Annotated in this window: 25 protein-coding genes and 1 pseudogene; 13 read left to right on the top strand and 13 right to left on the bottom strand. The window is 71.2% G+C overall.

Annotated elements, in window-relative coordinates; all coding sequences use genetic code 11:
• Nucleotides 1-7: 7 nt before the first annotated feature.
• The 5 genes from EIM47_RS12170 to EIM47_RS12150 form a co-directional block, all read right to left on the bottom strand.
• Nucleotides 8-586 carry an aminodeoxychorismate/anthranilate synthase component II gene (locus EIM47_RS12170; protein WP_026010388.1) on the bottom strand — a complete coding sequence of 193 codons (579 nt, stop codon included), beginning with the start codon at nucleotides 584-586 and terminating at the stop codon, nucleotides 8-10.
• A gap of 10 nt (nucleotides 587-596) precedes the next feature.
• Nucleotides 597-2072 (bottom strand): anthranilate synthase component I, encoded by a 1476-nt coding sequence (trpE, locus tag EIM47_RS12165; protein WP_019397992.1) that lies wholly within the window; start codon nucleotides 2070-2072, stop codon nucleotides 597-599.
• A gap of 159 nt (nucleotides 2073-2231) precedes the next feature.
• A complete protein-coding gene (gene yegS, locus EIM47_RS12160; protein WP_125077050.1) occupies nucleotides 2232-3185 on the bottom strand; it encodes a lipid kinase YegS in 954 nt (317 codons plus the stop codon).
• A gap of 177 nt (nucleotides 3186-3362) precedes the next feature.
• Nucleotides 3363-4049 (bottom strand): ribulose-phosphate 3-epimerase, encoded by a 687-nt coding sequence (rpe, locus tag EIM47_RS12155; protein ID WP_019397994.1) that lies wholly within the window; start codon nucleotides 4047-4049, stop codon nucleotides 3363-3365.
• A 39-nt stretch (nucleotides 4050-4088) separates the two neighbouring features.
• Nucleotides 4089-4427 carry a DnaJ domain-containing protein gene (locus EIM47_RS12150; RefSeq protein WP_026010389.1) on the bottom strand — a complete coding sequence of 113 codons (339 nt, stop codon included), beginning with the start codon at nucleotides 4425-4427 and terminating at the stop codon, nucleotides 4089-4091.
• Nucleotides 4428-4576: 149 nt separating this feature from the next.
• On the opposite strand from EIM47_RS12150, the gene EIM47_RS12145 reads away from it, so the two are divergent.
• The 8 genes and pseudogenes from EIM47_RS12145 (at nucleotide 4577) to EIM47_RS12110 (ending at nucleotide 12363) form a co-directional block, all read left to right on the top strand.
• Nucleotides 4577-5530, top strand: a complete 954-nt coding sequence (locus EIM47_RS12145) for a phosphoribosylaminoimidazolesuccinocarboxamide synthase (protein ID WP_019397996.1) — start codon at nucleotides 4577-4579, stop codon at nucleotides 5528-5530.
• A gap of 225 nt (nucleotides 5531-5755) precedes the next feature.
• Nucleotides 5756-6247 carry an Mpo1-like protein gene (locus EIM47_RS12140; protein ID WP_019397997.1) on the top strand — a complete coding sequence of 164 codons (492 nt, stop codon included), beginning with the start codon at nucleotides 5756-5758 and terminating at the stop codon, nucleotides 6245-6247.
• Nucleotides 6248-6332: 85 nt separating this feature from the next.
• Nucleotides 6333-9176, top strand: coding sequence for a monovalent cation/H+ antiporter subunit A (locus EIM47_RS12135; protein ID WP_125077049.1), 2844 nt, complete (start codon nucleotides 6333-6335; stop codon nucleotides 9174-9176).
• A pseudogene (locus tag EIM47_RS12130) lies at nucleotides 9176-9499 on the top strand (Na+/H+ antiporter subunit C); the annotation flags it as partial. The gene EIM47_RS12135 and the pseudogene EIM47_RS12130, both read left to right, overlap by 1 nt.
• Nucleotides 9500-9651: 152 nt before the next feature.
• Nucleotides 9652-11217, top strand: coding sequence for a monovalent cation/H+ antiporter subunit D (locus EIM47_RS12125; RefSeq protein ID WP_164514607.1), 1566 nt, complete (start codon nucleotides 9652-9654; stop codon nucleotides 11215-11217).
• The gene (locus EIM47_RS12120; protein ID WP_028915463.1) at nucleotides 11214-11726 is read left to right on the top strand and encodes a Na+/H+ antiporter subunit E; all 513 of its coding nucleotides are present in this window, start codon (nucleotides 11214-11216) and stop codon (nucleotides 11724-11726) included. The genes EIM47_RS12125 and EIM47_RS12120 overlap by 4 nt, the downstream gene beginning before the upstream one ends.
• A gap of 38 nt (nucleotides 11727-11764) precedes the next feature.
• A complete protein-coding gene (locus EIM47_RS12115) occupies nucleotides 11765-12007 on the top strand; it encodes a K+/H+ antiporter subunit F (protein WP_232207892.1) in 243 nt (80 codons plus the stop codon).
• Entirely contained in the window at nucleotides 12004-12363 is a 360-nt protein-coding gene (locus tag EIM47_RS12110; RefSeq protein ID WP_125077046.1) for a Na+/H+ antiporter subunit G, read from the top strand. Before EIM47_RS12115 ends, EIM47_RS12110 begins: the two co-directional genes overlap by 4 nt.
• Before the next feature lie 7 nt (nucleotides 12364-12370).
• On the opposite strand, the gene EIM47_RS12105 is transcribed toward EIM47_RS12110, so the two are convergent.
• The 4 genes from EIM47_RS12105 to hppD form a co-directional block, all read right to left on the bottom strand.
• Complete coding sequence (locus EIM47_RS12105) at nucleotides 12371-13318, bottom strand: sodium:calcium antiporter (protein WP_125077045.1); 948 nt, start codon at nucleotides 13316-13318, stop codon at nucleotides 12371-12373.
• Nucleotides 13319-13384: 66 nt separating this feature from the next.
• Nucleotides 13385-14050 (bottom strand): hypothetical protein, encoded by a 666-nt coding sequence (locus EIM47_RS12100; RefSeq protein ID WP_125077044.1) that lies wholly within the window; start codon nucleotides 14048-14050, stop codon nucleotides 13385-13387.
• Between the two features lie 104 nt (nucleotides 14051-14154).
• Nucleotides 14155-15459: a homogentisate 1,2-dioxygenase gene (gene hmgA / locus EIM47_RS12095; protein ID WP_125077043.1), complete on the bottom strand. Its 1305-nt coding sequence runs from the start codon at nucleotides 15457-15459 to the stop codon at nucleotides 14155-14157.
• 58 nt (nucleotides 15460-15517) lie between these two features.
• On the bottom strand, nucleotides 15518-16642 hold the full coding sequence (hppD, locus tag EIM47_RS12090; protein WP_028915466.1) for a 4-hydroxyphenylpyruvate dioxygenase: 1125 nt from the start codon (nucleotides 16640-16642) through the stop codon (nucleotides 15518-15520).
• Between the two features lie 95 nt (nucleotides 16643-16737).
• Between hppD and EIM47_RS12085 the strand changes: the two genes are divergently transcribed.
• A complete protein-coding gene (locus EIM47_RS12085; protein ID WP_019398008.1) occupies nucleotides 16738-17250 on the top strand; it encodes a MarR family winged helix-turn-helix transcriptional regulator in 513 nt (170 codons plus the stop codon).
• Between the two features lie 72 nt (nucleotides 17251-17322).
• Here the strand turns inward: EIM47_RS12085 and EIM47_RS12080 are convergent, their stop codons facing one another.
• The 3 genes from EIM47_RS12080 to EIM47_RS12070 all read right to left on the bottom strand — a co-directional run bounded on the left by EIM47_RS12080 (nucleotide 17323) and on the right by EIM47_RS12070 (nucleotide 20522).
• Nucleotides 17323-17919: a hypothetical protein gene (locus EIM47_RS12080; RefSeq protein ID WP_125077042.1), complete on the bottom strand. Its 597-nt coding sequence runs from the start codon at nucleotides 17917-17919 to the stop codon at nucleotides 17323-17325.
• 1 nt (nucleotide 17920) lies between these two features.
• Complete coding sequence (locus tag EIM47_RS12075; RefSeq protein WP_125077041.1) at nucleotides 17921-19444, bottom strand: oligopeptide:H+ symporter; 1524 nt, start codon at nucleotides 19442-19444, stop codon at nucleotides 17921-17923.
• A gap of 217 nt (nucleotides 19445-19661) precedes the next feature.
• The gene (locus EIM47_RS12070) at nucleotides 19662-20522 is read right to left on the bottom strand and encodes a tryptophan 2,3-dioxygenase family protein (protein ID WP_125077040.1); all 861 of its coding nucleotides are present in this window, start codon (nucleotides 20520-20522) and stop codon (nucleotides 19662-19664) included.
• 223 nt (nucleotides 20523-20745) lie between these two features.
• Between EIM47_RS12070 and pdhA the strand changes: the two genes are divergently transcribed.
• From pdhA to EIM47_RS12050, 4 genes are all read left to right on the top strand, one after another.
• Complete coding sequence (gene pdhA / locus EIM47_RS12065) at nucleotides 20746-21831, top strand: pyruvate dehydrogenase (acetyl-transferring) E1 component subunit alpha (RefSeq protein ID WP_028915470.1); 1086 nt, start codon at nucleotides 20746-20748, stop codon at nucleotides 21829-21831.
• A complete protein-coding gene (locus EIM47_RS12060; RefSeq protein WP_019398013.1) occupies nucleotides 21824-22936 on the top strand; it encodes an alpha-ketoacid dehydrogenase subunit beta in 1113 nt (370 codons plus the stop codon). Before pdhA ends, EIM47_RS12060 begins: the two co-directional genes overlap by 8 nt.
• 135 nt (nucleotides 22937-23071) lie before the next feature.
• Nucleotides 23072-24457, top strand: coding sequence for a dihydrolipoamide acetyltransferase family protein (locus EIM47_RS12055; protein WP_125077039.1), 1386 nt, complete (start codon nucleotides 23072-23074; stop codon nucleotides 24455-24457).
• A gap of 151 nt (nucleotides 24458-24608) precedes the next feature.
• Nucleotides 24609-24992 (top strand): VOC family protein, encoded by a 384-nt coding sequence (locus tag EIM47_RS12050; RefSeq protein ID WP_125077038.1) that lies wholly within the window; start codon nucleotides 24609-24611, stop codon nucleotides 24990-24992.
• A 9-nt stretch (nucleotides 24993-25001) separates the two neighbouring features.
• On the opposite strand, the gene EIM47_RS12045 is transcribed toward EIM47_RS12050, so the two are convergent.
• Nucleotides 25002-25955, bottom strand: a complete 954-nt coding sequence (locus EIM47_RS12045) for an MBL fold metallo-hydrolase (RefSeq protein WP_125077037.1) — start codon at nucleotides 25953-25955, stop codon at nucleotides 25002-25004.
• Nucleotides 25956-26064: the final 109 nt, after the last annotated feature.

Raw genomic sequence — 26064 nt, 5'->3', positions numbered from 1 at the left:
GGCGCCTCTAGCGCTGGAGGAAGTTGCGCAGCAGGGCGTGGCCGTGCTGGGTCAGGATCGACTCGGGGTGGAACTGCACGCCCTCCACCGGATGCTCGCGGTGGCGCAGGCCCATGATCTCCTCCATCGAACCGTCCGGGTTCTCGGTCCAGGCGGTGATCTCCAGGCAGTCCGGCAGCGAATCCTTCTCCACCACCAGCGAGTGGTAGCGGGTGGCCTCGTAGCCGTCCGGCAGGCCGGCGAACACGCCCTTGCCCTGGTGCCGGATCGGCGAGGTCTTGCCGTGCATGATGTTGCCGGCGCGCACCACCTTGCCGCCGTAGGCCTGGCCGATGCTCTGGTGGCCCAGGCACACGCCCAGGATCGGGGTGGTCGCGCCCAGCTCTTCGATCACCTCCAGCGACACGCCCGCCTCGTTGGGCGTGCACGGACCGGGCGAGATCACGATGCGCTCCGGCGCCAGCTTCCGGATCTGGTCGACGCTCATGGCGTCGTTGCGCACCACCTCCACCTCCGCCCCCAGCGCCTGCAGGTACTGCACGAGGTTGAAGGTGAAGCTGTCGTAGTTGTCGATCATCAACAGCATGGTGGTTCCCTCACAGTCCCTGCGCGGCCTGGGCCACGGCGCGGAACAGCGCGCGGCCCTTGTTCATGGTCTCGTCCCACTCCTTCTGCGGGTCGGAGTCGTAGACGATGCCGGCGCCGGCCTGGACGTGCAGGCGGCCGTCCTTGATCACCGCGGTGCGGATGGCGATGGCGGTGTCGGCGTCGCCGTGCCAGCCGATGTAGCCGATGCTGCCGGCGTAGACGTTGCGCTTGATCGGCTCCAGTTCGCGGATCACTTCCAGCGCGCGGATCTTGGGCGCGCCGGACACGGTGCCGGCCGGGAAGGTGGCGCGCAGCACGTCGGCGTAGCTCAGGCCCGGCAGCAGCCGGCCGGTGACCTCGCTGACGATGTGCATGACGTGGCTGTAGCGCTCGATCACGAAGCGCTCGCCGACCTCGACGCTGCCCGGCTCCGACACCCGGCCGACGTCGTTGCGGCCCAGGTCGATCAGCATTACGTGCTCGGCGCGCTCCTTGGGATCGGCCAGCAGCTCCTGTTCCAGGGCCAGGTCCTCCTCCGGCGTGCGCCCGCGCGGGCGGGTACCGGCGATCGGGCGCACGGTGACCTGGCCGCCCTGCAGCCGCACCAGGATCTCCGGCGAGGAGCCGACCACCTGTACCTCGCCAGTGTCGAGGAAGTACATGTACGGCGAGGGGTTGAGCGCGCGCAGGGCGCGGTACACGTCCACCGGACGGGCGTTGAACGGCACGCTCAGGCGCTGGCTCAGCACCACCTGGAACACGTCGCCGGCGCGGATGTATTCCTTGGACTTCTCCACCGCCTCGATGAAGCCTTCGCGGGTGAAGCCGGAGACGAAGTGGCTCTCGTCCAGCACGTCGCGGCGCAGCGGCGCCGGGTAGTGGCCGGGCTGGCGCAGCTTGGCGACCAGGGCGTCCAGGCGTGCCTGCGCGGCGTCCCAGGCGCCGGGCTGGCGCGGGTCGGCATGCACGATCAGGTACAGGCGGCCCTTGAGGTTGTCGAACACCGCCAGTTCCTCGGACAGCATCAGGTAGATGTCCGGAGTGCCGATCTCGTCGCGCGCCACCGCGCCGGCCAGGCGCGGCTCGATGTAGCCGATGCACTCGAAGCCGAACCAGCCGACCAGGCCGCCGGTGAACCCCGGCAGGCCTTCCAGCTGCGGCACCGAGTACGAGGTGCGCAGGGCCTCGACCTCGGCGAACGGGTCCTCGACCTGGCGGCTGTCCACCACCTTCCCGTCCTCGCGCACTTCCATGGCGTGCCCGCGGAAGCTGACGGTGCGGCGCGCCGGCAGGCCGATGATCGAATAGCGGCCGAAGCGTTCGCCGCCCTCGACCGATTCGAAGAGATAGGTATGCGGCGCGTCGGCCAGCTTCAGGTAGACAGAAAGCGGGGTATCGAGGTCGGACAGGACCTCGCGGACGACGGGAACGCGGGTGTAGCGGGCTTCAGCGGCGTGGCGCTGGAACTGTTCGGACGTGATCAAGGCAGGCTTCCTTCCGGCAATACGGGGCATGGCAAACGACGGCATGGGGCCGCCATCGCCAAGCCTGGCGCGCGGAGGAGCGGTGGAGCCTGATCGTCTGGCCGAACATGCCGCCCACTTTACCCGCATCGGCGCGCGCGCGCAGCGCCTGCGCGTGGCTCAGGAAGGTTGCGAGAGCAACGGGCTGCCGGGCGGCAGGCGCATGCGCAGGCGCCCGGGCACGCATTCGACGCGGAAGCGGCGCGCCTGCAGCGGTTCGCCGTCGAGGTTGAGGGTGAACGGCCCGGCCAGCCCTTCCAGCTCCACCCAGGGCAGGCGCGTGCGCACCGCGATCCGTTCCAGCGCGGCACGCTGGCCGTCCCTGACCAGGGTACCGAGGGTGGAGGCCAGCTCGCCGGACAGCTCGGGGATCACGGTCAGCTCCAGCAGGCCGTCGTCGATCCGCGCCTCCGGGCACAGCTCGCGCCCGCCGCCGGCCTGGCGGCCATTGCCCAGCCCCAGCGCGATCAGCCCGCCCTCCCAGGCGAACCGCGGGCCGCGCACGCGTACTTCCACCGGTTCGATCCGGCCCAGCTTCGCGATCCCGGTCACCAGGTAGGCCAGTCCGCCGAGCAGGCTCTTGAGGCCCTCGTCGGTTTCCACCGTCACCTCGGTGCCGAAGCCGCCGCTGGCCAGGTTGGCGCACCAGTGGCGGCGGCCATCGGCCTCGATCCGGAGCAGGTCCACGTTCACCGCCGGTGCCTGCAGGGCCAGGTCAAGCGCGGCATCGGCCTCAGCGGGGATGCCGGCTGCGCTGGCGAAGTCGTTGGCCGTGCCCAGCGGCAGCAGCGCCAGCGCCGGCAGGGCATCGGCACCGGCGTCCTGTTCGGCCAGGGCCTGCGCGACCTCGCTGAGGGTGCCGTCGCCGCCGCCGGCGACGAGGGTGGCGGCGCCGGCCTCCAGCGCCTCGGCCACGTAGCGGGCGGCGTCGCCGTCCTCCCAGGTCACCCGCACGGCAACCGCGTGCCCCTGCCCGCGCAGCGCGGCCACGGCCTCGCGCACGGCGTCCTCGCCGGCGGCCTTGCCGTTGAGGACCAGCCACAACGCGGGGGGATGCGGATCGGCTGCAGGCATGCGGACACCCGTGGGAGAGGTGCGCACGCTAGCAACACCGCGCGCCGCCGGGCGTGAAGCCGCGGCCGTCATGCCCCGGTCATGCGTGCAGGGCACGCTCGGCCGTGCAGGAGGCCAGCCGGGGATGGACCCCCAACCGGGCCGGCGGCGCCGGCAGGGCGTGGCCGGCTGCCTGGCTCAGCCGCGCGCGGACTCCACCGCGGCCTTCATCCGCCCGATCACCTCGGCGTAGTGCGCGCGGGTACGCGGCTCGGCGAAGATCGCCGAGCCGGCGACGAAGGTATCGGCGCCGGCGGCGGCGATCTGGCCGATGTTGTCGGCCTTGACCCCGCCGTCGATCTCCAGCCGGATCGGCTTGCCGGTCTTGTCGATCATCGCCCGCACCGCGCGCAGCTTGTCCAGGCTGGAGGGAATGAAGGCCTGGCCGCCGAAGCCCGGGTTGACCGACATCAGCATCACCAGGTCCAGGTCCTCCAGCACCCAGTCCAGCACCTCCACCGGGGTGGCGGGGTTGAGCACCAGGCCGGCCTGGCAGCCGTGCGACCTGATCAGCTGGATGGTGCGGTGGACGTGGCGACTGGCCTCGGGGTGGAAGCTGATGAGGTTGGCGCCGGCGGCGGCGAAGTCCGGGACGATGCGGTCCACCGGCTCGACCATCAGGTGCACGTCGATGAAGGCCTGCACCCCGTGCTTGCGCAGCGCCCGGCAGACCATCGGACCGATCGTCAGGTTGGGCACGTAATGGTTGTCCATCACGTCGAAGTGCACCCAGTCGGCGCCGGCGGCCAGGACGTTGTCGACCTCCTCGCCCAGGCGGGCGAAATCGGCCGAGAGGATGGACGGGGCGATGACGGTGGGCTGCATGGTCGGCTCGCGGATGAAGGCGGACGGGGCCCCGGGCGCTCAGCGGCGCTTGCGCAGGGCGCGGATGCGGTCGTAGGCGGCGTTGATGGCGCGGGCGCGCTCCTCGGCCTGGGCGCGCAGCTCCGGCGCGGCCCCGGCGACGCGGTCGGGGTGGTACTGGGACATCAGCCGGCGGTAGGCCTGGTCGACCTCGGCGTCGCTGGCATCCGGCTCCAGCCCCAGCTCGGCGTAGGGGTTGCCGTGCCGGCGCAGGGCGAACCAGTCGGTATCGAAGGCATGGCCGACCAGCAGGCCGATGACCGCGCCGAACAGCGGATTGGGCCGGAACAGCAGGGCCCCGGCCACCAGCCCCAGCAGTTTTCCGTACCAGCGATTCATGCGGCGGCGCGCCCCGGAGGGGTCCACGTTGGGGAGCATGCGATTGTACGGCACAGCCGCCCCGGCTCGCCGTACACTGTGCGACCCGCCGCCGGCCGGGTACCGTTCGCGGCGGCCCCTGTCAACCTGAGCACTGCCCGGAGACTGCGTTGTCCACGACCCTGCTCCAGTCCGACCTCCCCGGCCTGCCGCTGCGCCACCGCGGCAAGGTGCGCGACGTGTTCGACCTGCCCCGCGAACGCATTCCCGACGCAGCCCTGGCTGCCGCCGGCCCCGGCGCCGTCTCGCCCGACGGCTACCTGCTGATGGTGGCGACCGACCGCCTGTCGGCGTTCGACGTGGTCCTGCCCGACCCGATCCCGGGCAAGGGCGAGATGCTTTGCCAGATCTCCAACTTCTGGTTCGCCAAGACCGCCCACCTGATGCCCAACCACCTCACCGGCATCGACGTGGCCGCGGTCCTGCCCGAGGGCGTGGACCCGGCGCTGTACGCCCGGCGCGCGGTGGTGACCCGCAAGCTCAAGCCGGTGCCGGTGGAGGCCATCGCCCGCGGCTACCTGATCGGCAGCGGCTGGAAGGACTACCAGCGCACCGGCAAAGTCAGCGGCATCGCCCTGCCCCCGGGCCTGCGCCAGGCCGAGCAGCTGCCCGAGCCGATCTTCACCCCCTCGACCAAGGCCGCCGTCGGCGACCACGACGAGAACATCGACTTCGATGCCATGGTGCGCGCGGTCGGCGCCGACCTGGCCGAGCGCGTGCGCGACGCCACCCTGCGCATCTACAAGTTCGCCGCCGCCTACGCGGCCGAGCGCGGCATCCTGCTGGCCGACACCAAGTTCGAGTTCGGCACCGACGCCGACGGCCGGCTGTACATCATGGACGAGATGCTGACCCCGGATTCCTCGCGCTACTGGCCGGCGGACGAGTACCAGGTCGGCATCAGCCCGCCCAGCTACGACAAGCAGATCGTGCGCGACCACCTGGAGACCCTGGACTGGGACAAGACCCCGCCGGGCCCGAAGCTGCCGGCCGAGGTGATCGAGCGCACCCGCGCCCGTTACGCCGAGGCGCTGCAGAAGCTGGCCGGCATCAGCGTGGACTGAAGCCAGCACCGCGCCCGCGAGGCCCGCAACCGCGGGCCTCGTGCTTTCCGGGCCCGGGGCGGGTGCGTACATGCGGCCGCCTGCCAACGGATGCAGGCGCCGCCGGCCGGGACGCAGCGCCGCGGCGCCGGGCCGGACTCTACCGGCGGTGTCGCGACGCGGCGGGAGGCGCGGCACATAAATGGCTATGCTCGCGGGCCAGCCACGCCCACCGCAGGTGAGCCCATGAGCCAAGCCCCGCATTCCGGGCCGACGCGGGCGATCGACCGCTACTTCGCCAGCTACTCGGCCGACCACCGCCACCCGCTCAACCAGCGCATCCACGTGGTCGCGGTGCCGGCCATCCTGTGGTCGGTGGTCGCCCTGGTCTGGTGCGTGCCGGTGTTCGGCACCTGGACCCGCACCGGGATCTGGGCGGCGCTGGCGATGTTCGCCGCCTGGTCTTTCTACAACCGCCTGTCGCGGCGGCTGGGCCTGGGCATGCTGGCGCTGTTCTTCTTCTGCGGCTGCGTGTGCCGGCTGATCGAGATGCGCCTGGGCCCGGGCGTGCTGCTGGCCGCCGCCGCGGCGGTATTCGTGTTCGCCTGGGTCGCGCAGTTCGTCGGCCACCACTACGAGGGCCGGCGTCCCAGCTTCCTCACCGACCTGGTCTACCTGCTGATCGGCCCGGCCTGGGTCATGGCCAAGTGCTACCGCCGGCTGGGCTGGCGTTACTAGGCGCTGCCGCGGCGCAGCACGCGGAGAGCACGCCGCCCGCTGCTAAACTCCCGGGTTCACCACGACGGCCCCCACGACCGCACGGATGATCCCGTTCCTGGAAGTCCTCCTCGCCCTGCCCTTCCTAGCAGCGGCGCTGCTGGCCCTGCTGCGCCCCCGTTCGCGGGCCGCCGCCGCGTGGGTGGCCGGCGCGGCCCCGCTGCTGGGCCTGGCGGTGCTGGGCTGGCTGACTCCTTCGGTGCTGCAGGGCTGGATCGTGCGCGGCGAGCACGCCTGGATCCCGCACATCGGCCTGGACTTCGACCTGCGCCTGGACGGGCTGGCCTGGATGTTCGCCGGGCTGGTACTGGCGATCGGCGCGCTGGTGGTGCTGTACGCGCACTACTACCTCTCCGCGCGCGACAGCGCGGTGCGCTTCTTCAGCTACCTGCTGCTGTTCATGGGCTCGATGCTGGGCGTGGTGCTGGCCGGCAACCTGCTCCTGCTGCTGGTGTTCTGGGAACTGACCAGCATCAGCTCGTTCCTGCTGATCGGCTTCTGGACCCACCGCCAGGACGCGCGCGAAGGCGCGCGCATGGCCCTGGCCATCACCGGCGGCGGCGGCCTGGCCCTGCTTGGCGGCGTGCTGCTGATCGGCCGCATCGTCGGCAGCTACGACCTGGACGCGGTGCTGGCCTCCGGCGAACTGATCCGCGACAGCGCGCTCTACCCCTGGGCGCTGGGCCTGGTGCTGGCCGGCGTGTTCACCAAGAGCGCGCAGTTCCCGGTGCACTTCTGGCTGCCGCACGCGATGGCCGCGCCCACCCCGGTGTCGGCCTACCTGCACTCGGCAACCATGGTGAAGGCCGGCGTGTTCCTGCTGGCGCGGCTGCACCCGGCGCTGGCCGGCAGCGACCTGTTCTTCTACCTGGTCAGCGGCATCGGTGCGGCGACCCTGTTGCTGGGCGCCTGGTTCGCGATCTTCCAGCACGACCTCAAGGGCCTGCTGGCGTACTCGACCATTTCCCACCTGGGCCTGATCACCCTGCTGTTCGGCCTGTCCACGCCGATGGCGGTGGTCGCCGGCGTGTTCCACATCCTCAACCACGCCACCTTCAAGGCCTCGCTGTTCATGGCCGCCGGCATCATCGACCACGAGACCGGCACCCGCGACATCCGCCGCCTGGGCAACCTGCGGCGGGCCATGCCCATGACCAGCGCGCTGGCGGTGATCGCCTCGCTGGCGATGGCCGGCATCCCGCTGCTCAACGGCTTCCTGTCCAAGGAGATGTTCTTCACCGAGGCGCTGGAGATCCGCGGCCACGCCTACATGCGCCTGGGCATCGCCGTGGCCGCGCTGCTGTACGGCATCTTCGGCGTGGCCTACAGCCTGCGCTTCGTCTACGAGACCTTCTTCGGCAAGGGACCGCGCGCCCTGGACCGCGAGCCGCACGAGCCGCCGCGCTGGATGAAGATCCCGGTCGAGGTGCTGGTGGTGCTGTGCATCGCGGTGGGCGTGTTCCCGGCCTTCACCGTGGCCCCGGTGCTGCACGCCGGCGTCGGCGCCATCCTCGGCGCGGCCATGCCCGGTTACAGCCTGGCGGTATGGCACGGGCTGAACGTGCCGCTGCTGATGAGCCTGTGCGGCATCGTCGGCGGCATCGCCCTGTACTTCGGCCTGCGCCGCCTGTTCGACCTGCACGCGATCGTGCGCGGCTCGCTGGGCCGGAACGTGTTCCGCTGGAACATGGATGCCCTGTACGGCCTGGCCAACCGTTTCACCACCCGGATCGCCAACGGCAGCGTCCAGCGCAGCATGCTGCTGCTGGTGCTGGCCGCGCTTGCCGCCGGGGTGGCGCCGTTCGTCGATTCCCTCGGTGGCGGCGCGCTGCCGGTGCTGCGCGCGCCCTCGCCGATGCCGCTGCTGGGCTGGTTCCTGTGGCTGGTGATGGTGGCCTGCACCGCGTGGACCATCCGCCTGTACCGGCAGCGCCTGCTGGCCCTGCTGGTCGTGGGCGGCATCGGCCTGATGGTCAGCATGGCCTTCGTGTTCCTGTCCGCCCCGGACCTGGCCCTGACCCAGCTGCTGGTGGAGATGGTCAGCCTGGCGCTGCTGCTGCTGGGCCTGCACTACCTGCCGCCGCGCTCGCCGCCGGAGCGGCGCCCGGCGCGGCGCTACCGCGACATCGTGGTGGCCGCCGCCGCCGGCCTGGGCGTGGCGGTGCTGGCGTACGCGATGATGGCCCGCGACCCGAGCCCGGACGCGGCCAGCGTGGAGATGCTGGCACGCTCGCTGCCGGAGGCCTACGGCCGCAACGTGGTCAACGTGATCCTGGTCGACTTCCGCGGCTTCGATACCTTCGGCGAGATCACCGTGTTCGGCGTGGCCGCGCTGATCGTGCACGCCCTACTGCGGCGCGCGCGGATGGCCCCGGAGAAGGTCATGTCCGGCGGCCCGGTGAAGCTGCCGGTGCCGGCCGACCTTGCCCAGCTGCTGTTCCCGCTGACCCTCACCGTCTCGGTATTCCTGTTCCTGCGCGGACACAACGCGCCCGGCGGTGGCTTCATCGCCGGCCTGGTGCTGGCGGTGCCGCTGCTGATCCAGTACGTGATCCAGGGCGCGGCCTCGGTCGAGTCGCGCTTCGGCTTCGACTACATCCGCTGCATCGGCATCGGCCTGGTGGTGGCGGCGGCCAGCGGCGCGGCTGCGTTCCTGTTCGGCGTCCCGTTCCTCACCAGCGGCCACCTGGAACTGGAACTGCCGCTGGTCGGCACCCTGGAACTGGCCAGCGCCATGGGCTTCGACACCGGCGTGTACCTGGTGGTGTTCGGCGGCGCCATGCTCATCCTGTCGATGCTCGGCACCATCCGCCCCTCGCGCACCACGGTGGCGCGGCTGGGCGTGATCGAGCCGGGCCAGCGTTCGACCCGTACCGGAGAACTGGGCTGATGGAACTGGCGATGGCGAGCGCGATCGGCATCCTCACCGCCGCGGGCGTGTACCTGCTGCTGCGGGCGCGCAGCTTCGACGTGATCCTGGGGCTGACCCTGCTGTCCTACGCCACCAACCTGTTGATCTTCTCCAGCGGGCGCCTGGTGACGGGCAAGCCGCCGGTGCTGCGCGAGGGCATGCCCGCCGAGCCGGCGTACTACACCGATCCCCTGCCCCAGGCCCTGGTGCTGACCGCGATCGTGATCGCCTTCGCCATGACCGCGGTGATCATCGTGCTGGCCATCCGCAGCCGCGCCGACAACCACAGCGACCACGTGGACGGCAGCCGCGCCGAGGCGGAATTCCAGCGCCGCGAGCAGTTGCGCCACGACGAGGCACGCCTGGCCGCGCACGCGGCCGAGCTGGTGGCGGGCAATGAATCGGTGCCCGCCCAGGGCGCGGTGGCCTCGCCCGACCGCGAGGGCCGCGCATGATCGCGCACCTGCCGCTGCTGCCGATCCTGGTGCCGCTGGTGGCCGCCGCCCTGGCACTGATGTTCGAGCACCGCCGCTTCGGCATGGCGCCGCAGCGGATCGTGGCCTGGACCTCGATGGGCCTGATGCTGGTGCTCGCCGTGCTGCTGGTGCGGGGTGCAGCCGGCGGCGAGGTCGGCGTATACCTGGTCGGCGACTGGCCGGCGCGGCTGGGCATCGCCCTGATGGTGGACCGGCTGGCGGCACTGATGCTGCTGGTGGCGGCGCTGCTCGGCATCGGCTGCCTGCTGCACGCCTGCGCCGGCTGGGACCGCCGCGCGCCGCATTTCCATGCCTTCTTCCAGTTCCAGATGATGGGCATCAACGGCGCCTTCCTCACCGGCGACGTGTTCAACCTGTTCGTGTTCTTCGAGATCCTGCTGATCGCCTCCTACGGGCTGATGCTCAGCGGCGGCCGCGGCGAGCGCCTGCGCGCCGGCCTGCACTACGTGTCCTTCAACATCGCCGCCTCGACCCTGTTCCTGGTCGCCCTGGGCCTGGTCTACGGCCTGCTGGGCACGCTCAACATGGCCGAACTGGCGGTGCGGGTGGCCGAGGTCGGGTCGCAGGACCGCGCCCTGGTCCAGGCCGCCGGTGGCCTGCTGCTGGTGGTGTTCTGTGCCAAGGCGGCGCTGCTGCCGATGTACCTGTGGCTGCCGGAGACCTATACCCACGCCCCGGCCGCGGTGGCCGCGCTGTTCGCGGTGATGACCAAGGTCGGCCTGTACGCGGTGCTGCGCGTGGGCTCCCTGGTGTTCGGCCTGGCCGGGCCGCTGGCCGGCTTCGCCTGGCCGGCGATGCTGGTGCTGGGCGCGATCACCCTGGTGCTGGCGGCGCTGGGCGTGCTGGCCGCGCGCCGCCTGCGCTCGCTGGCCGCCTACCTGGCGCTCTCGTCGGCGGCGACCCTGTTCATCGCCTTCGCCCTGGATAGCGCGGGCACGGTCGGGGCCGGCCTGTACTACCTGGTGCACAGCACCTTCGGCGGCGCGGCCCTGTTCCTGCTGGCCGACCTGGTGCGGCGCCGCCGCGGCGCGGCCAGCGACCGCAAGGACGTGGTCGCCGCCCTGCCCGGCTCCACCGTGCCGGCCGCCCTGTACCTGGTGGCCGCGGTATCGCTGGCCGGCCTGCCGCCGCTGTCGGGCTTCATCGGCAAGCTGGTGATGCTGGAGGCGGTACCCGATGGCCCGCGTACCTTCTGGGTGTGGCTGCTGGTGCTGGGCAGCAGCTTCATGATGCTGGTGGGACTGGCGCGCGCCGGCACCCGCCTGTTCTGGCGCCAGGAGCCGTGGCCCGACGCTTCGCCCGAACAGGTCGCCCGATACGTGCCGCGCGAGCAGATGCGCGAGGCGCCGAGCCGCCCGCTGGAGACGGCCGCCACGGTCCTCCTCCTCGCCTACGGCGTGGCCATGGTCCTGGGCGCATCGCCGATGCTGGAATACACCCGCGCCACCGGCACCCAGCTGCAGGCACCGGAAGCCTACGTCGAACAGGTGCGGGCGACGCTGCCGCAAGGGAGGATCCCGTGAGCACCCGGGAGCGCAAGCCGCTGCTGCGCCGCATCGTCCCGTCGCTGCCGCTGGCGGTGACGGTGTTCGTGTTCTGGCTGCTGATGAACTCGGAAGTCAGCGTCGGCCATGCGCTGATGGGGCTGCTGCTGGCGCTGGCCATCCCGCCGTTCGCCGCGCGCCTGGACCGCGAGTTCGCCCGCATCGGCCGGATCAGCGGCATCCCGCGGATGCTGTGCGTGCTGGCGCTGGACGTGGTCCGCTCCAACATCACCGTGGCCCGCCAGGTGCTGGGGCCGGAGGAGGAGATCACCCCCGGCTTCATCTGGGTGCCGCTGGACATCGGCAACATCCACGGCATCGCCGCGCTGACCAGCATGATCACCCTGACCCCCGGCACGGTGTCGGCCGCGCTGTCGGACGACCGCCGCTACCTGCTGGTGCACGTGCTCAACCTCAAGGACGCGGACGCCGTGATCCATGAGATCAAGACCCGCTACGAGGCCCCGCTGATGGAGATCTTCCCGTGACCCCGCAGGCACTGGTCGGCTGGGCCATCGTCGGCACCATGCACGTGACCGCCTTCGCCATGCTGCTGGCGCTGTACCGCCTGCTGCGCGGCCCCTCGGTGCCCGACCGCATCCTGGCCCTGGACACCCTCTCGGTGGCCGCGATCGCCCAGCTGATCCTGCTGGGCATGCACCTCAATACCGCGATCTACTTCGAGGCCGCGCTGATCATCGCCATGCTCGGCTTCGTCAGCACCGTGGTGCTGAGCAAGTACGTGCTGCGCAGGGACATCGTCGAATGAGCTGGGTCATCGCCATCCTGCTGGTCCTCCTGCTGGCGGCCGGCGCCTTCTTCATCCTGGTCGGCTCGATCGGCCTGGTGAAGTTCTCGGATTTCTTCAAGCGCCTGCACGCGCCGACCAAGGCCAGCACCCTGGGCGTGGGCTGCGTGCTGGCCGCCTCGATCGGCTACCACTGGCTGGGCGAGACCGACCCGCAGCCGCGCGAACTGCTGATCACCGCGTTCCTGTTCATCACCGCGCCGATCGGCGCGCACCTGATGGCCAAGGCGGCGCTGTCGCTGCACATGGCCGAACGCCCGGCGCAACCGGGCAGCGAACCGGTGGGCGAAGGTCGCGGGCCCGGCGAGGACGCCTGAGCGCGGTTCAGAGCAGCGCCAGCTCCAGCACGATCCAGGCAGCGAACACCGCCACCAGGACGCCGCCCTCGCCGCGCGACAGCCGGCGGTCGCCGCGCAGCATCGGCCAGGCCAGGGCGGCCAGGACCAGCAGCGCCGGCAGCTCCAGGCGCACGAACGAGGCCGGCAGGGCCAGCGGCTGCACCGCCGCGGTGCCGCCGACGACCAGCAGCAGGTTGCACAGGCTGGAGCCAAACACATGCCCGGCGACCATGTCGCCCTGGCCGCGCCGCGCGGCGGCGATGGCCGCGGCGATTTCCGGCAAGGTGCTGCCGATGGCCACCGGCAGCAGGCCCGCCAGCAGCGGAGTCAGGCCCCAGGCCCGGCCCAGGTCCAGGCCGGCGGACACCACCCAGCGCGCGCCGAACCACAGCAGCGGGATGGCGATGGCCAGGCGCAGCAGGTTGAGCCACGGCACGGTGCGGGTGGCGGCGTAGCCGGCGATGCCCTGTTGCACCTCCGGCGCCTCGCGGGCGGCGCGGCGCAGGACATGGGCCAGCGCCACGATGAAGGCGGCCACCAGCACCAGGCCGTCGATGCGGCCGACGTAGCCGTCCAGGCCCAGCAGCACCAGCACCAGCACCGCCGCCACCAGCAGCACCAGCTGCGGCAGCAGCAGGCGCGCGTGCAGCAGCAGCGGCGCCGCCAGCGCGGCCAGGCCCAGGGTCAGGCCGAGGTTGGCCAGGGTACTGCCGACTGCATTGCCCAGCGCCAGGTGGCCCTGCCCGATCGCGACCGCACGCAGGTTGACCGCCAGTTCCGGGATCGAGGTGGCGAACGCCAGCAGCAGCACCCCGGCCACGAACGGGCGCAGGCCCAGTCGTTGCCCCAGCCCGGACACGCCCTTGACCGCCGAGTCGCCGCCCAGCGCCAGCAGCAGCAGGCCCAGCGCGAATCCCCCCAGTGTCGCCACCATCGCAGTCCTCCCCGCATCGGGCCGGTTCCATGCGCGCGGGCCTGCACGCGCCGGGCGCAGCAACGCTCAGCCGCAGCCCTCGACGTAGTCCACCTGCGGTGGCAGGCCCACGCGCCAGGACCGTACCTGGCCGTCGGCATCCACCTCGAACACCAGCACCGCCGGGCTGCCGTCGGCCACCACCCGCAGGTAGCGCCCGCCCTCGACGTACTTGTGCGGGGCTTCCTCCACCTGCCCCGGGTACAGGGCGTGGATCTGTTCCGCGTCCATGCCGATGCGGCCACCACCGGGGGCCACCGCGCCGGCCTGGTCCACGTCCACCCGCACGAAGCGGCCACGCTCGATCATGAAGGCCGTGCCATGGCCGTGCTGCGGGCGTGGCCGCGGGAACAGGTAGTAGCAGGCCTGCGGATCGGCCGGATCGGCATCGCCCTCCAGCCCGCCCTTCCAGAGTTCGCGCAGGGACTCGGCGCCCTCGCCAAAGCGCACCGGGCCGAAGCCCTCGAAGCTTGTGGCCAGCGTCGCCAGCGCGGAGGCTGCATGCGGCACGGTGGCCGGCGGCACGTCGGCGCCCTCGGGACCGTCGTGGCCCTCGTCCTGCGCGGACCGGGCCATCGGCTCCCAGTCCGGCTCCTCCGCCTGCGCCGCCGTGTCCGGCGGACGCGTGCACGAGGCCAAGGCCAGCGCCAGCATCAGCAGGCAGGCATCGATCTTCCTGGTCGACGACGACATGGTTCCCCCGGGACGCGTCCGCATGGCCGGAGGCTGCGCCAGCGCCCGTCAAGGCCGGGCGAAAGCGCCGGTAGACGGGTCCGGGTCCGGGTCCGGGCCCCGGCTCAGGCCGGGGCGCGGAAATGCTTGCGCAGCCCGGCCCAGCACTGCAGGTACTCGCGCTGGCGGTGCGGCGCGTCCATGGCCTGCGCGGTCGGACGCAGCACGGCGCGGGTCTCGAACATGAAGGCCATGGTTCCGGTGATCACGTCCGGCTTCGACAGGTCGGCGGCCGAGGCCTTCTCGAAGGTGGCCGCGTCCGGACCATGCCCGCTCATGCAGTTGTGCAGCGAACAGCCGCCCGGCACGAACCCTTCCGCCTTGGCGTCGTAGGCGCCGTGCACCAGGCCCATGAACTCGCTGGCCACGTTGCGGTGGAACCAGGGCGGGCGGAAGGTGTGCTGCGCCACCAGCCAGCGCGGCGGGAAGATCACGAAGTCGACGTTGGCCGTGCCGGGCGTGTCGCTGGGCGAGGTCAGCACGGTGAAGATCGACGGATCGGGGTGGTCGAAGCTGATCGAGCCGATGGTGTTGAAGCGGCGCAGGTCGTAGCGCCACGGCACGTGGTTGCCGTGCCAGGCGACCACGTCCAGCGGGCTGTGGTCGATCGGCGCGCGCCACAGGTGGCCCTGGAACTTGGCCACCAGCTCGAAATCGCCCTCGAGGTCCTCGTACGCGGCCACCGGCGCCTGGAAGTCGCGCGGGCTGGCCAGGCCGTTGGAACCGATCGGTCCCAGGTCCGGCAGGCGCAGCGGGGCGCCGAAGTTCTCCAGCACGTAGCCGCGCGAGGCGCCGTCCGGCAGCTCCACCCGGAAGCGGATGCCGCGCGGCACCAGTGCCACCTGCTGCGGCTCGACCTCGACCACGCCCAGCTCGGTGGCGATGCGCAGCCGGCCCTGCTGCGGCACCAGCAGCAGCTCGCCGTCGGCGTCGTAGAAGTAGCGCCCGGCCATGTCGCGGTCGGCGGCGTACAGGTGCACGCCCACGCCCGCCTGCGCCGCCGGCGAGCCGTTGCCGGCCACGGTGTACAGGCCTTCGATGAAGTCGGTGGGCTGCGCCGGCAGCGGCAGCGGGTCCCAGCGCAGCTGTTCCGGGGTCACCGGGCCGCTGCCGAAGTCGTTGTGGAAGCGCGGTTGCGCGAACGGGGCGAAGCTGCCGTGCATCGACGCCGGGCGGATCCGGTACAGCCAGCTGCGCCGGTTGTGCGCGCGCGGCGCGGTGAACGCGGTGCCGGAGATCTGCTCGGCATAGAGCCCGTGCGCCACCCGCTGCGGCGAGTTCTGCCCTTCCGGCAAGGTCCCGGGAATGGCTTCGCTGGCGAACTCGTTGCCGAAGCCGGTCATGTACTGCAGTTCAGTCACAGCGTTCATCCTCGTTCGCCCTTGCGAGCCCCTCCCCGTCCCGGGGAGGGGCTTCCCTGTCACGCTGTCAGAGGACCCCGCGGCGCATCTGGTCGCGCTCGATGCTCTCGAACAGGGCCTTGAAGTTGCCCTCGCCGAAGCCCTCGTTGCCCTTGCGCTGGATGATCTCGAAGAAGATCGGGCCGATCGCGTTCTGGGTGAAGATCTGCAGCAGCTTGCGCTTGCCGGTCTCCGGATCGGCATCGATCAGGATGCGGTTGCGGCGCAGCCGCTCCACGTCCTCGCCGTGGTCCGGGATGCGCTGGTCGATCACCTCGAAGTAGGTGTCCGGGGTGTCGAGGAACTCGATCCCGGCCTCGCGCATCTTCTCCACCGTGGCGTAGATGTCCTCGGTGAAGCAGGCAATGTGCTGGATGCCCTCGCCGTGGTACGCCTCCAGGAACTCGTTGATCTGCGACTTGGGGTCGGCAGATTCGTTGAGCGGGATGCGCACCATGCCGTCCGGCGCGGTCATCGCCTTGGAGAACAGGCCGGTCTTGGCGCCCTTGATGTCGAAGTAGCGGATCTCGCGGAAGTTGAACAGCCGCTCGTAGTAGTCCGCCCACTTGGCCATGTTGCCCGGGTAGAGGTTGTGGGTCAGGTGGTCGATGAAGGTCAGGCCGAAGCCGGCCGGCTTCAGCTCCACGCCGGCTTCGTACTCGTAGTCCGGGTCGTGGATCGTGCCCTTGGCGTCGTAGCGGTCGACCAGGTACAGCATGCAGTCGCCGATGCCCTTGATCACCGGCGCGGCCACCGCCTTGCTCAGCTCGTCCTCGGCGGCGAACGCCTCGGCGCCGTTCTTCAGTGCCTGGGTGCGCACCCAGTCGGCCAGCTTCTTCACCCGGATGGCGAAGCCGCAGGCGCTGGGGCCGTGCTTCTCGGCGAAGCGCGCGGCGAAGGAATCCGGGTCTTCGTTCACCAGGAAGGTGCAGTCGCCCTGGCGGTAGGTGGTGATCGGGCGGGTGCGGTGGCGGGCCACGCGCACGAAGCCCAGCTTGCGGAAATAGTCGTGGAGATGTCCGGCCTGGCCGGCGGGCGCGGCGAACTCGACGAATTCGAAGCCGTCGATGCCCATCGGGTTCTCGAAGGTCGTTACCGACATGCCCACGGCGGGACCGGTGGCGGACGAAAGGACTTGCGGTTGCACGCTCATGATGGCTTCCTGATCGCTCCCCGCCGGGGAACGGGGGTCTGGGATTAGACCCTTTATAGTTACGTGTGCAACCACATGCAAGGTACCCTGCCGCAATGACTGCTACTGCCAGCCAAGACGCCACCGGGTCCGTTCCCGCCAAGGACGCATCCGGCCACGCCCAGCTCGAACTCGAGCGTTTCCTGCCCTACCGCCTCAGCGTGCTGTCCAACCGGGTCAGCCAGACGATCGCCGACATGTACCAGAAGCGTTTCGGACTGGCGATCACCGAATGGCGCGTGATGGCCGTGCTCGGGCGCTTCCCCGACCTGTCGGCCAACGAGGTCGCCGAACGCACGGCGATGGACAAGGTCGCGGTCAGCCGCGCGGTCGCGCGCCTGCTCGAGCGCAGCCTGATCAAGCGCGACATCCACAGCGACGACCGCCGCCGCTCGGTGCTGTCGCTGTCGGAGGTGGGGTACACGGTCTACGACGAGATCGCGCCGATGGCGCTGGCAGCCGAGGCGCGCCTGGTGGCCACGCTGGACGAGAACGAACGGCAGATGCTCGACCGCCTGCTGACCAAGCTCGCCGGCCCGGGCCTGACCGCCCTGCGCGAAGGGCACTGAACGCCGCCGCGGGGGAACGCGGACCAGGCGGCAGGGGACTGGAATCGGGGAAGGAGCCGGCCAGGGGCCGGATCAGGGCGCCGGGGGCGCCCAGGTCTCGAGGAATTCCCGGATGCGCGCCACGTCGGCGCGGGCGTCGTCACGCAGCAACGCGGCGCCCGGGCCGGCATGCAGGACCTGTGCGTCGGCGTCCAGTACCACCAGGTACGGCGCCGGCACGTCGGCCGCTTCCGGGTAGGCCGCGACGAAGCCGGCATTGCCCGGCGCGCGGCGGTCCACCCGCACCCACACGAACGCCGAATTGCGGCGCGAACGCAGCGCCGCGTCGCCTTCGATCCCGGCGGCCAGCGCCTCGCAGGGCGCGCAGTCCGACTCGCCGAACTCCAGCACGATGCGGCGGTTGCCGCGGCGCGCCTCGACCTGGGCGGTTTCCAGGTCGTCGGCGGGGTTGCGGGCCGGGTCGAACGCGGCCCGCAACCCGGCCAGGGCGGCGACGTCCGCCGCCGCCGGGGTGTTGCCGGAGGCCACCGGCTCGGTGGCGTCCGGCGCCGGCGCCTGCTGCGGCGTGGTGTCGACCGGCTGTGGCGGCCCGGCCGGGTGCCGGGAATCAACCCCGCATCCGCACAGGGCCAGGGCCGAAGCCAGCAACGCGCCGCGGGCGCCGTTCATCTCACTTCACTCCGTGCATCAGCTTCTGGATCAGCGGCGCGACCAGGAACAGCAGCACGCCGGCGCCCAGCAGCGCCCAGAAGCCGAAGGTGTAGCCGGCCAGCGCCGAGGCGGTGGTCATGCCGCCCTCGCCGCTGACGCTGGAGGCGAAGATGCCCGACAGGTTGTTGCCGATGGCGATCGACAGGAACCAGCCGCCCATGGCCAGGCCGGTCAGCTTGGCCGGGGCCAGCTTGGTGGTCATCGACAGGCCGATCGGCGACAGGCACAGCTCGCCCACCGACTGGATCACGTAGACCATGAACAGGGTCCAGAACGGGATCTTCAGCGTCTGCGGGTCAACCAGGCTGGACAGGGCGAACATCAGCAGCAGGAAGGCCAGGCCGTTGAAGATCAGGCCCAGGCCGAACTTGCGCGGGATCGACGGATTGGCGCGTCCCATCGCCACCCACAGCCAGGCCAGCACCGGGGCCAGGGTGATGATGGCGATCGAGTTCACCGACTGGAACCAGCCGACCGGGAAGATCCAGCCGCCGAAGTCGCGGTTGACGATGTTCTGGGCCAGGAAGTTGAACGAGCTGCCGGCCTGCTCGAAGAACATCCAGAACAGCACGTTGAAGCCGAAGATGATCAGCATCGCGACCACCATGTCGCGCTGCACCTTGCCCTCGCGGATGCCCTCGACCAGCAGCATGATCGCCGGGGCGATGAACAATGCGATCAGGATCCAGTTGAGCAGGCCGGCGTCGATGGTCAGCAGCGAGTAGAACACCGGGATCGCCACGAATGCGCCGACGATCACCATCGCCACGCGCCCCAGGCCGGTGGCATTGGCCGGCGCCGCGCCGATGCCCTTGAGCTGGGCGCGGCCGAACCAGAACCACAACAGGCTGAAAAGCATGCCGATGCCGGACGCAATGAACACCACCTTGTAGGCCGGCAGTTCCGGAGTACCGCCAAACATGCGCTCGGCCAGCCAGCCGGTCAGGATCGGGGCGATGAAGGCCCCGAGGTTGATGCCCATGTAGAAGATGGTGAAGCCCGAGTCGCGACGCTGGTCGCCGGTCGCGTAGACCTTGCCGACGAGGGTCGAAATGATCGGCTTGAACAGGCCATTGCCGACGATGATCGTGGCCAGGCCAAGCTTCAGCATGGTCTCGCTGGGCGCCATGATCATGAACAGGCCAGCGGACATGAAGGCCGCGCCGACCAGGATCGAGCGCTGGTAGCCGATGAGCTTGTCGGCCACGTAACCGCCGAAGATCGCCGCCGCGTACACCAGCGCCAGGTAGGCGCCGTACAGCTCGCTGGCCGGGGCCTCGCCCCTGGCGTCACCGCTGTAGAACTGGGCCACGATGTACAGGACCAGCGCCCAACGCATGCCGTAGAACGCGAAGCGCTCCCAGAACTCGGTCATGAACAGCATCCACAGGGGACGCGGATGGCCCAGGGTCTGGGGGAATTCGGGTAGGGAGGGCGTCTGCGGCGGGACCGCGGCCTTGGGCTCGACGACGTCGGCGCTCATGGATTTCCTTGCAAAAGAACGGACGGGACTTCACGGCGACGGGCGCCGGAACCGGGCGAGAATCACCGACCGGCCCCGGGTCGTCAATCGGCAAGCGCGGCAAACCCGCTGGACCGCCCCCGGGATATCCATTCAAAATCAGTGCGTTACGGCTGAAACCGGCGCCATGAGCGGTGCCACCCGGAGCGTGCCATGCTCGCCCGGAACCCGACGCGGCTCAGGTCCCGATGCTGGTCCGGACTTCGAACAGTTCAGGGAAGAAGGTCAGGTCCAGCGCCTCGCGCAGGAAGCCCACGCCACTGGAGCCGCCGGTGCCGCGCTTGAAGCCGATGATGCGCATGACCGTGCGCATGTGGCGGAAGCGCCAGGTCTGGAACTGGGTTTCCAGGTCCACCAGGTCCTCGCTGAGCGAGTACTCGCGCCAGTAGCGGTCGGTGTCCTCGTAGATGCGTTCGAACACCTGGCGCAGCGCCGGGTCGCTGACGTGCGGCTGGGTCCAGTCGCGTTCCGGGCGCAGGTACTCGCCCGGCACCGCGTGGCCGAAGCGCGCCAGGTACAGCAGGAACTCCTCGTACAAGCTGGGCCGCTCCAGCTCGGCGCGCAGCGCCGCCTGGCCTTCCGGGTCGTGGGCGAACACCTTCACCATCTCGGCGTTCTTGTTGCCCAGCAGGAACTCGATCGCGCGGTACTGCAGCGACTGGAAGCCGGAGGACGGGCCCAGCAGGTCGCGGAAGCCCATGTACTCCGACGGCGTCATCGTCTCCAGCACCGACCACTGCTCCACCAGCTGACGCAGCACCTGCTTGCCGCGCGCCATCACCTTGCGGCACTGCCACACCTGGTCCTGCTGCATGAACGCGCGCGCGGCCTGCAGCTCGTGCATCAGCAGCTTCAGCCACAGTTCCGAGACCTGGTGCTGGATGATGAACAGCATCTCGTCGTGGTGCGCCGGCTCGGACAGCGGCCGCTGCGCGGACAGCAGGCGGTCCAGCTGCAGGTAGCCCGCATAGGTCATGCGGCCCTGCAGGTCGGTGTGGATGCCGGGTTCGAGCGGGCGCTGGTTCTTGTTCAGGGTCATCGGTCGCGGCTGGCGCGCGCGGGAGTGCGCGCAAGGGGGCAAAGCGTACCGCAGCGCAGCAGGGATAACGCGGCCGAGCCTGTCACCATTCAGGGGAACTCGACGACCGCGTCCAAGTCCATGTACTGCAAGCGTTGTTGCGCTGCACGGCGGGTTTTCCCGACCGAGTCCGTACCATGTGCAACTTTCCTGTCCGCAATCGCGCGCAAGGGTGACTCCCCCGATGACACTCGCCGCCAGCTTTGAAGTCCATTACCTGCAGTACCTCGACGCCGACGGGCGCCAGGTCCGCGACTTCCCGCAGGACCTGCGCGACCCCGCCGTGCTGCTGCCGCTGTTCAAGCGCATGCTGTTCGTGCGCGCCTTCGACAGCAAGGCCATCGCCCTGCAGCGCACCGGCAAGCTGGGCACCTATGCGCCCAGCCTGGGCCACGAGGCCACCCATGTCGGCATCGGCGCGTCGATGCGCCGCGGCGACGTGTTCGCGCCGTCGTACCGCGAGATCGGCACCATGTTCGAGCGCGGCGTGCGCCCGCGCGACATCCTGATGTACTGGGGCGGCGACGAGCGCGGCAGCGACTTCCCGCGCGACAGCGACGCGGTGGCCGACTTCCCGATCTGCGTGCCGATCTCCACCCAGTGCCTGCACGCGGCCGGCGCCGCGCTGGCGTTCAAGCTGCGCGGGCAGCCGCACGTGGCCGTGGCCACCTGCGGCGACGGCGGCACCTCCAAGACCGACTTCTACGCCGCGCTCAACTCCGCCGGCGCCTACCAGCTGCCGCTGGTGCTGGGGGTGATCAACAACGGCTGGGCGATCTCGGTGCCGCGCAAGGCCCAGACCGGCGCCCAGACCCTGGCGCAGAAGGGCATCGCCGGCGGCCTGCACGTGCTGCAGGTCGACGGCAACGACCTGGTCGCCGTGCTCGACGCGATGCGCCAGGCCATGGACCGCGCGCGCGCCGGCGAGGGCGGCTCGGTGATCGAGTTCCTCACCTACCGCCTGTCCGACCACACCACCGCCGACGACGCGCGCCGCTACCGCGACGACGCCGAGGTCAAGGCCGCCTGGCAGCGCGAGCCGATCGCGCGCCTGCGCACCTGGCTCACCGCGCAGGGCGCCTGGAGCGAGGCCGAGGAGGCCGAGTGGAAGGCCGAGTGCGAGCGCCAGGTCAACGCCGAGGTCGACGCCTACCTGGCCACCACCGCGCAGCCGGTGGAAGCGATGTTCGACTACCTCTACGCCGATCCGCCGCCGGACCTGCTCGCGCAGCGCGCCGCGGCCATTGCCCTGGAGCAGCGCCATGGATGACATCCGCAGCCAGCGCGCCGAAAGCAGCAGCCTGGCCGGCGCCCACGCCGCCGCCGGCGTGGGCGATTCGGCGCCCGTCCACGCCAGTCGTGGTGGAGAACAGCCCATGAGCCAGACCCCGACCGCGACGCCGATCACCCTGATCGAGGCGATCACCCGCGCCCTGGCATGGGAACTGGAGCACGATCCGTCGGTGCTGGTGCTGGGCGAGGACGTGGGCGTCAACGGCGGCGTGTTCCGCGCCACCGCCGGCCTGCAGCAGAAGTTCGGCCCGCAGCGCGTGCTCGACACCCCGCTGGACGAGACCACCATCGCCGGCCTGTCGGTGGGCCTGGCCGCGCAGGGCATGAAGCCGGTGGCCGAGGCCCAGTTCGACGGCTTCGTCTATCCGATGCTGGACCACCTGGTCTGCCACGCCGCGCGCCTGCGCAACCGCACCCGCGGCCGCCTGCACTGCCCGATGGTGCTGCGCGTGCCGTGGGGCGGCGGCATCCGCGCGCCGGAGCACCACAGCGAGGCCAACGAGGCGATGTTCACCAACGTCCCCGGCCTGCGCGTGGTGATGCCGTCCTCGCCGCAACGCGCCTACGGCCTGCTGCTGGCCGCGATCCGCGATCCGGATCCGGTGATCTACATGGAGCCCAAGCGCATCTACCGCCAGTACAAGGAACTGGTGGCCGACGACGGCGAGGCGCTGCCGCTTGACGTGTGCTTCGTCCTGCGCGACGGCACCGACGTGACCCTGGTCGCCTGGGGCGCGCAGGTGAAGGAGGCGCTGGAGGCGGCCGAGGCGCTGGCGGCCGAAGGCATCAGCGCCGAGGTGATCGACGTGGCCACCCTGCGTCCGCTGGACTTCGCCACCATCGCCGAGTCGGTGTCGCGCACCGGCCGTTGCGTGATCGTGCAGGAGGCCCCGCGCACCGCCGGCTTCGGCGCGGAGATCGCCGCGCGCCTGGCCGAGGAGTCCATGTACGACCTGGTTGCCCCGGTGCAGCGCGTGACCGGCTGGGATACCCACATCCCGCTGTTCCGCCTGGAGATGAAGTACCTGCCCAGCGTGGAGCGGATCGTCGCCGCCGCGCGCGCCGCGATGGCCCACGGCTGAACCGTGCCGCGCGCGACCCCGTCGCGCGCGGTCCGTTACCTTGATGCCCCGGGACGGCATGCCGCGGCCGCGTGCCGCGGCCCGCTCCCGCCCGTCGATCCGCGCGATCGACCGACCGATTGAGAGAGCGACACGATGAGCCAGACCAAGACCTTCCACCTGCCCGACCTGGGCGAGGGCCTGCCGGACGCGACCATCGTCGAGTGGTTCGTCAAGGAGGGCGACATCATCCGCCTGGACGAGCCGCTGGTCTCGATGGAGACCGCCAAGGCGGTGGTGGAAGTGCCTTCGCCGGTGTCCGGCAAGGTCCTGCGCCTGGCCGGCAAGGCCGGCGACGTGGTGGTCACCGGCGCGATGCTGGCCGAGTTCGAACCCGATGCCAGCCTGCCGCAGCGCGCCGAGGGCCAGGACACCGGCCACCACCACGGCGCACCGGCGAAGCCGGCCAAGGCCAGCGCCAGCGACGACGGCGGCGAGCTGCCGGTGCAGCCGGCACCGTCGGAGGCGCGCGGTGGCGACGCCGGCACCGTGGTCGGCGCGATGCAGAGCTCCGACGCCGTGCATGCCGAGCGTGCGATCGCGGTCGGCGGGGTCAAGGCGATGCCGGCAGTGCGCGCGCTGGCGCGCAAGCTGGGCGTGGACCTGGCCCGCGTTGCGCCCACCGGGCCCGAGGGCACCGTGACCCTGGCCGACGTGAAGCAGGCCGCGGCCGATCCATCCCGTCTCCTCCCCTCCCGCGCGGGAGGCACCGGGGTGGCACAGCCCACCGCAGCGGCTGCCGCCTCCGCGCCCGCTCCTGCCGTGCACCAGCGCACCCCCGTCTCCGCCTCCGGCCGGCCCATGCGCACCCGCCCGCCGGGCGCCGACGCCGGCGTGGCCGCCAGCGGCCAGCCCGAGCAGCTCAAGGGCGTGCGCCGCAACATGGCGCGGGTGATGGCCGACGCGCACAGCAAGGTCGTGCCGACCACACTGGTCGACGACGCCGACCTGCATGCCTGGATCGGCAAGCAGGACATCACCGCGCGCCTGGTCCGCGCGATCGTCGCCGCGTGCAAGGCGGTACCGGCGCTCAATGCCTGGTTCGACGGCGAGGCGCTCAGCGTCACCCGCCATCCGCACGTGGACGTGGGCATCGCCGTGGACACCGACGACGGCCTGTTCGTGCCGGCCCTGCGCAATGCCGACATGCTCGACGCGCGCGGCATCCGCGCCGGCATCGACCGCCTGCGCGCGCAGGTGGAGGACCGCAGCATCCCGGCCAGCGAGCTGTCCGGCTACACCATCTCGCTGTCCAACTTCGGCATGTTCGCCGGCCGCTACGCCACCCCGGTGGTGGTGCCACCGTGCGTGGCCATCGTCGGCGCCGGCCGCCTGTCGCACGACGTGGTCGCGGTGATGGGCGGGATCGAGGTGCACCGCCGCCTGCCGATCTCGCTGACCTTCGACCACCGCGCCGCCACCGGCGGCGAGGCCGCGCGCTTCCTGCGCGCGCTGCTGGACGACATGGCCCTGCCGAACTGAGGCCGGCCGCCCGGGCTCCCCCGCCCCATGCGCGGGGGCCGGGCGTGGCGCGTGGCCGGGGGCAGGAGGCGGCGGGCGCTTCCGCCGCTTCATCCGCACCAGCCCCGCGCGGCGCTATCGTCGGGCTCCATGCCCGCCGGAGAGAGCCGCCATGCCGCACCACAGCCGCCTCAGCACCCGGGTGATCGACTGCAACGTCGACGACCTGCGCCCCGCGCTGGAGTTCTGGAGCGCGGCGCTGGGCAAGCCCATCGCCGACCCGGACGAGGACGGCGACGGCCGCTACGGCGTGCTGGCCACCGAGGAGGACGAGCCGCTCATCCTGCTGCAGAAGGTGGCGCACGAATCGCGCGTGCACCTGGACATCGAGAGCGACGACGTCGACGCCGAGGCCGACCGCCTCGAGCGCCTGGGCGCGCGCAAGATCGCCTTCGTCAAGCGCTGGTGGGTGATGGAGGCGCCCACCGGGCACCGCTTCTGCGTGGTGCGGCCGCAGCGCGAGCGCTTCGGCCGGCACCTCAATGCCTGGGATTGACCCCGCCGCTCAGCCACGCCGGCGGCTGCGGTCCAGCCACACTTCCAGGCCCTGGGCGTTGAGCTCGATGTCCATGCCCAGCAGGTCCAGCACCCCGGCCTCGTCCAGCGGCACGCCGTGGGCCTGGGCGCGCTCCAGGTAGTACTCCGACAGCGCCGCCACCAGCGCGCGGTGGCGGTCCGGGCCGCCGTCGCAGGCCTGGGCCAGCGAGACCATGGCGTCGATCTGCTCGTGCAGGTCCGCGGCTAGGCGGCGCACCTCGCCCACCGGGCCGTAGTGGGTCAGGTACATGCGCTCCGGCGCGCTTTCCAGCATGCGCCGAATCGAGGCCTGCATCGCCTCCGGCTCGAACTGCACCGGCGAGGAGGTGGGCAGGACGAAGGCGCGGCCTTCGCTGTCCAGCTGCCGGTAGGACAGGCCGAAGGTGTCGCCGGTGAACCAGCCGCGGCTGCGCTCGTCCCAGATGCACATGTGGTGGCGCGCGTGGCCGGGGGTATCCAGGCAGCGCAGGATGCGCCCGGCCAGGTCGATGGCATGGCCGTCGGCGGCCACCACCACGCGCGATTCCGGCACCGGCTCCAGGCTGCCGTAGTGGCGCGCGAACTGCTCCTCGCCGTACACCGCCATGGCCCCGGCCACCAGCCGCTGCGGATCGACCATGTGCGGCGCCGCGCGCGGATGCGCGACCAGGCGTGCGTTCGGCAGCTGGCGCATCAGCAGGCCCGCGCCGCCGGCGTGGTCGAGGTGGGCATGGGTCAGCACCACCCAGTCCACCGCCTCGGCGCCGAGCCCGGCGTCGGCCAGCGCCTGCATCAGCACCGGCACGCTGTGGTTGGTGCCGCAGTCGACGAACGCCGCCCGGCCCCGCTCGACCACCAGGTACGCGGCGTCGAAGGCAGGCCGGACATAGCCGGTGTCGAGGGTATGGATGCCGTGCGCGGCCGCCAGCTGCTGTTGCTGCATCGGGGAGCGGGGATGTGGGGGCGATGCAGGGGAGCCTAGTCAGCCCCCCTTGCCCGCACGATCCGGCTTTGGTCGTAGACGGCCGCCGGCGGCAGGCCACCGTTCACCT

This window comes from Pseudoxanthomonas sp. SGT-18 (assembly GCF_003931645.1).
Taxonomy (GTDB): Bacteria; Pseudomonadota; Gammaproteobacteria; order Xanthomonadales; family Xanthomonadaceae; genus Pseudoxanthomonas.
Note: the sequence above shows the minus strand (reverse complement) of the source record. Positions and strands in the feature narration are given on the sequence as shown.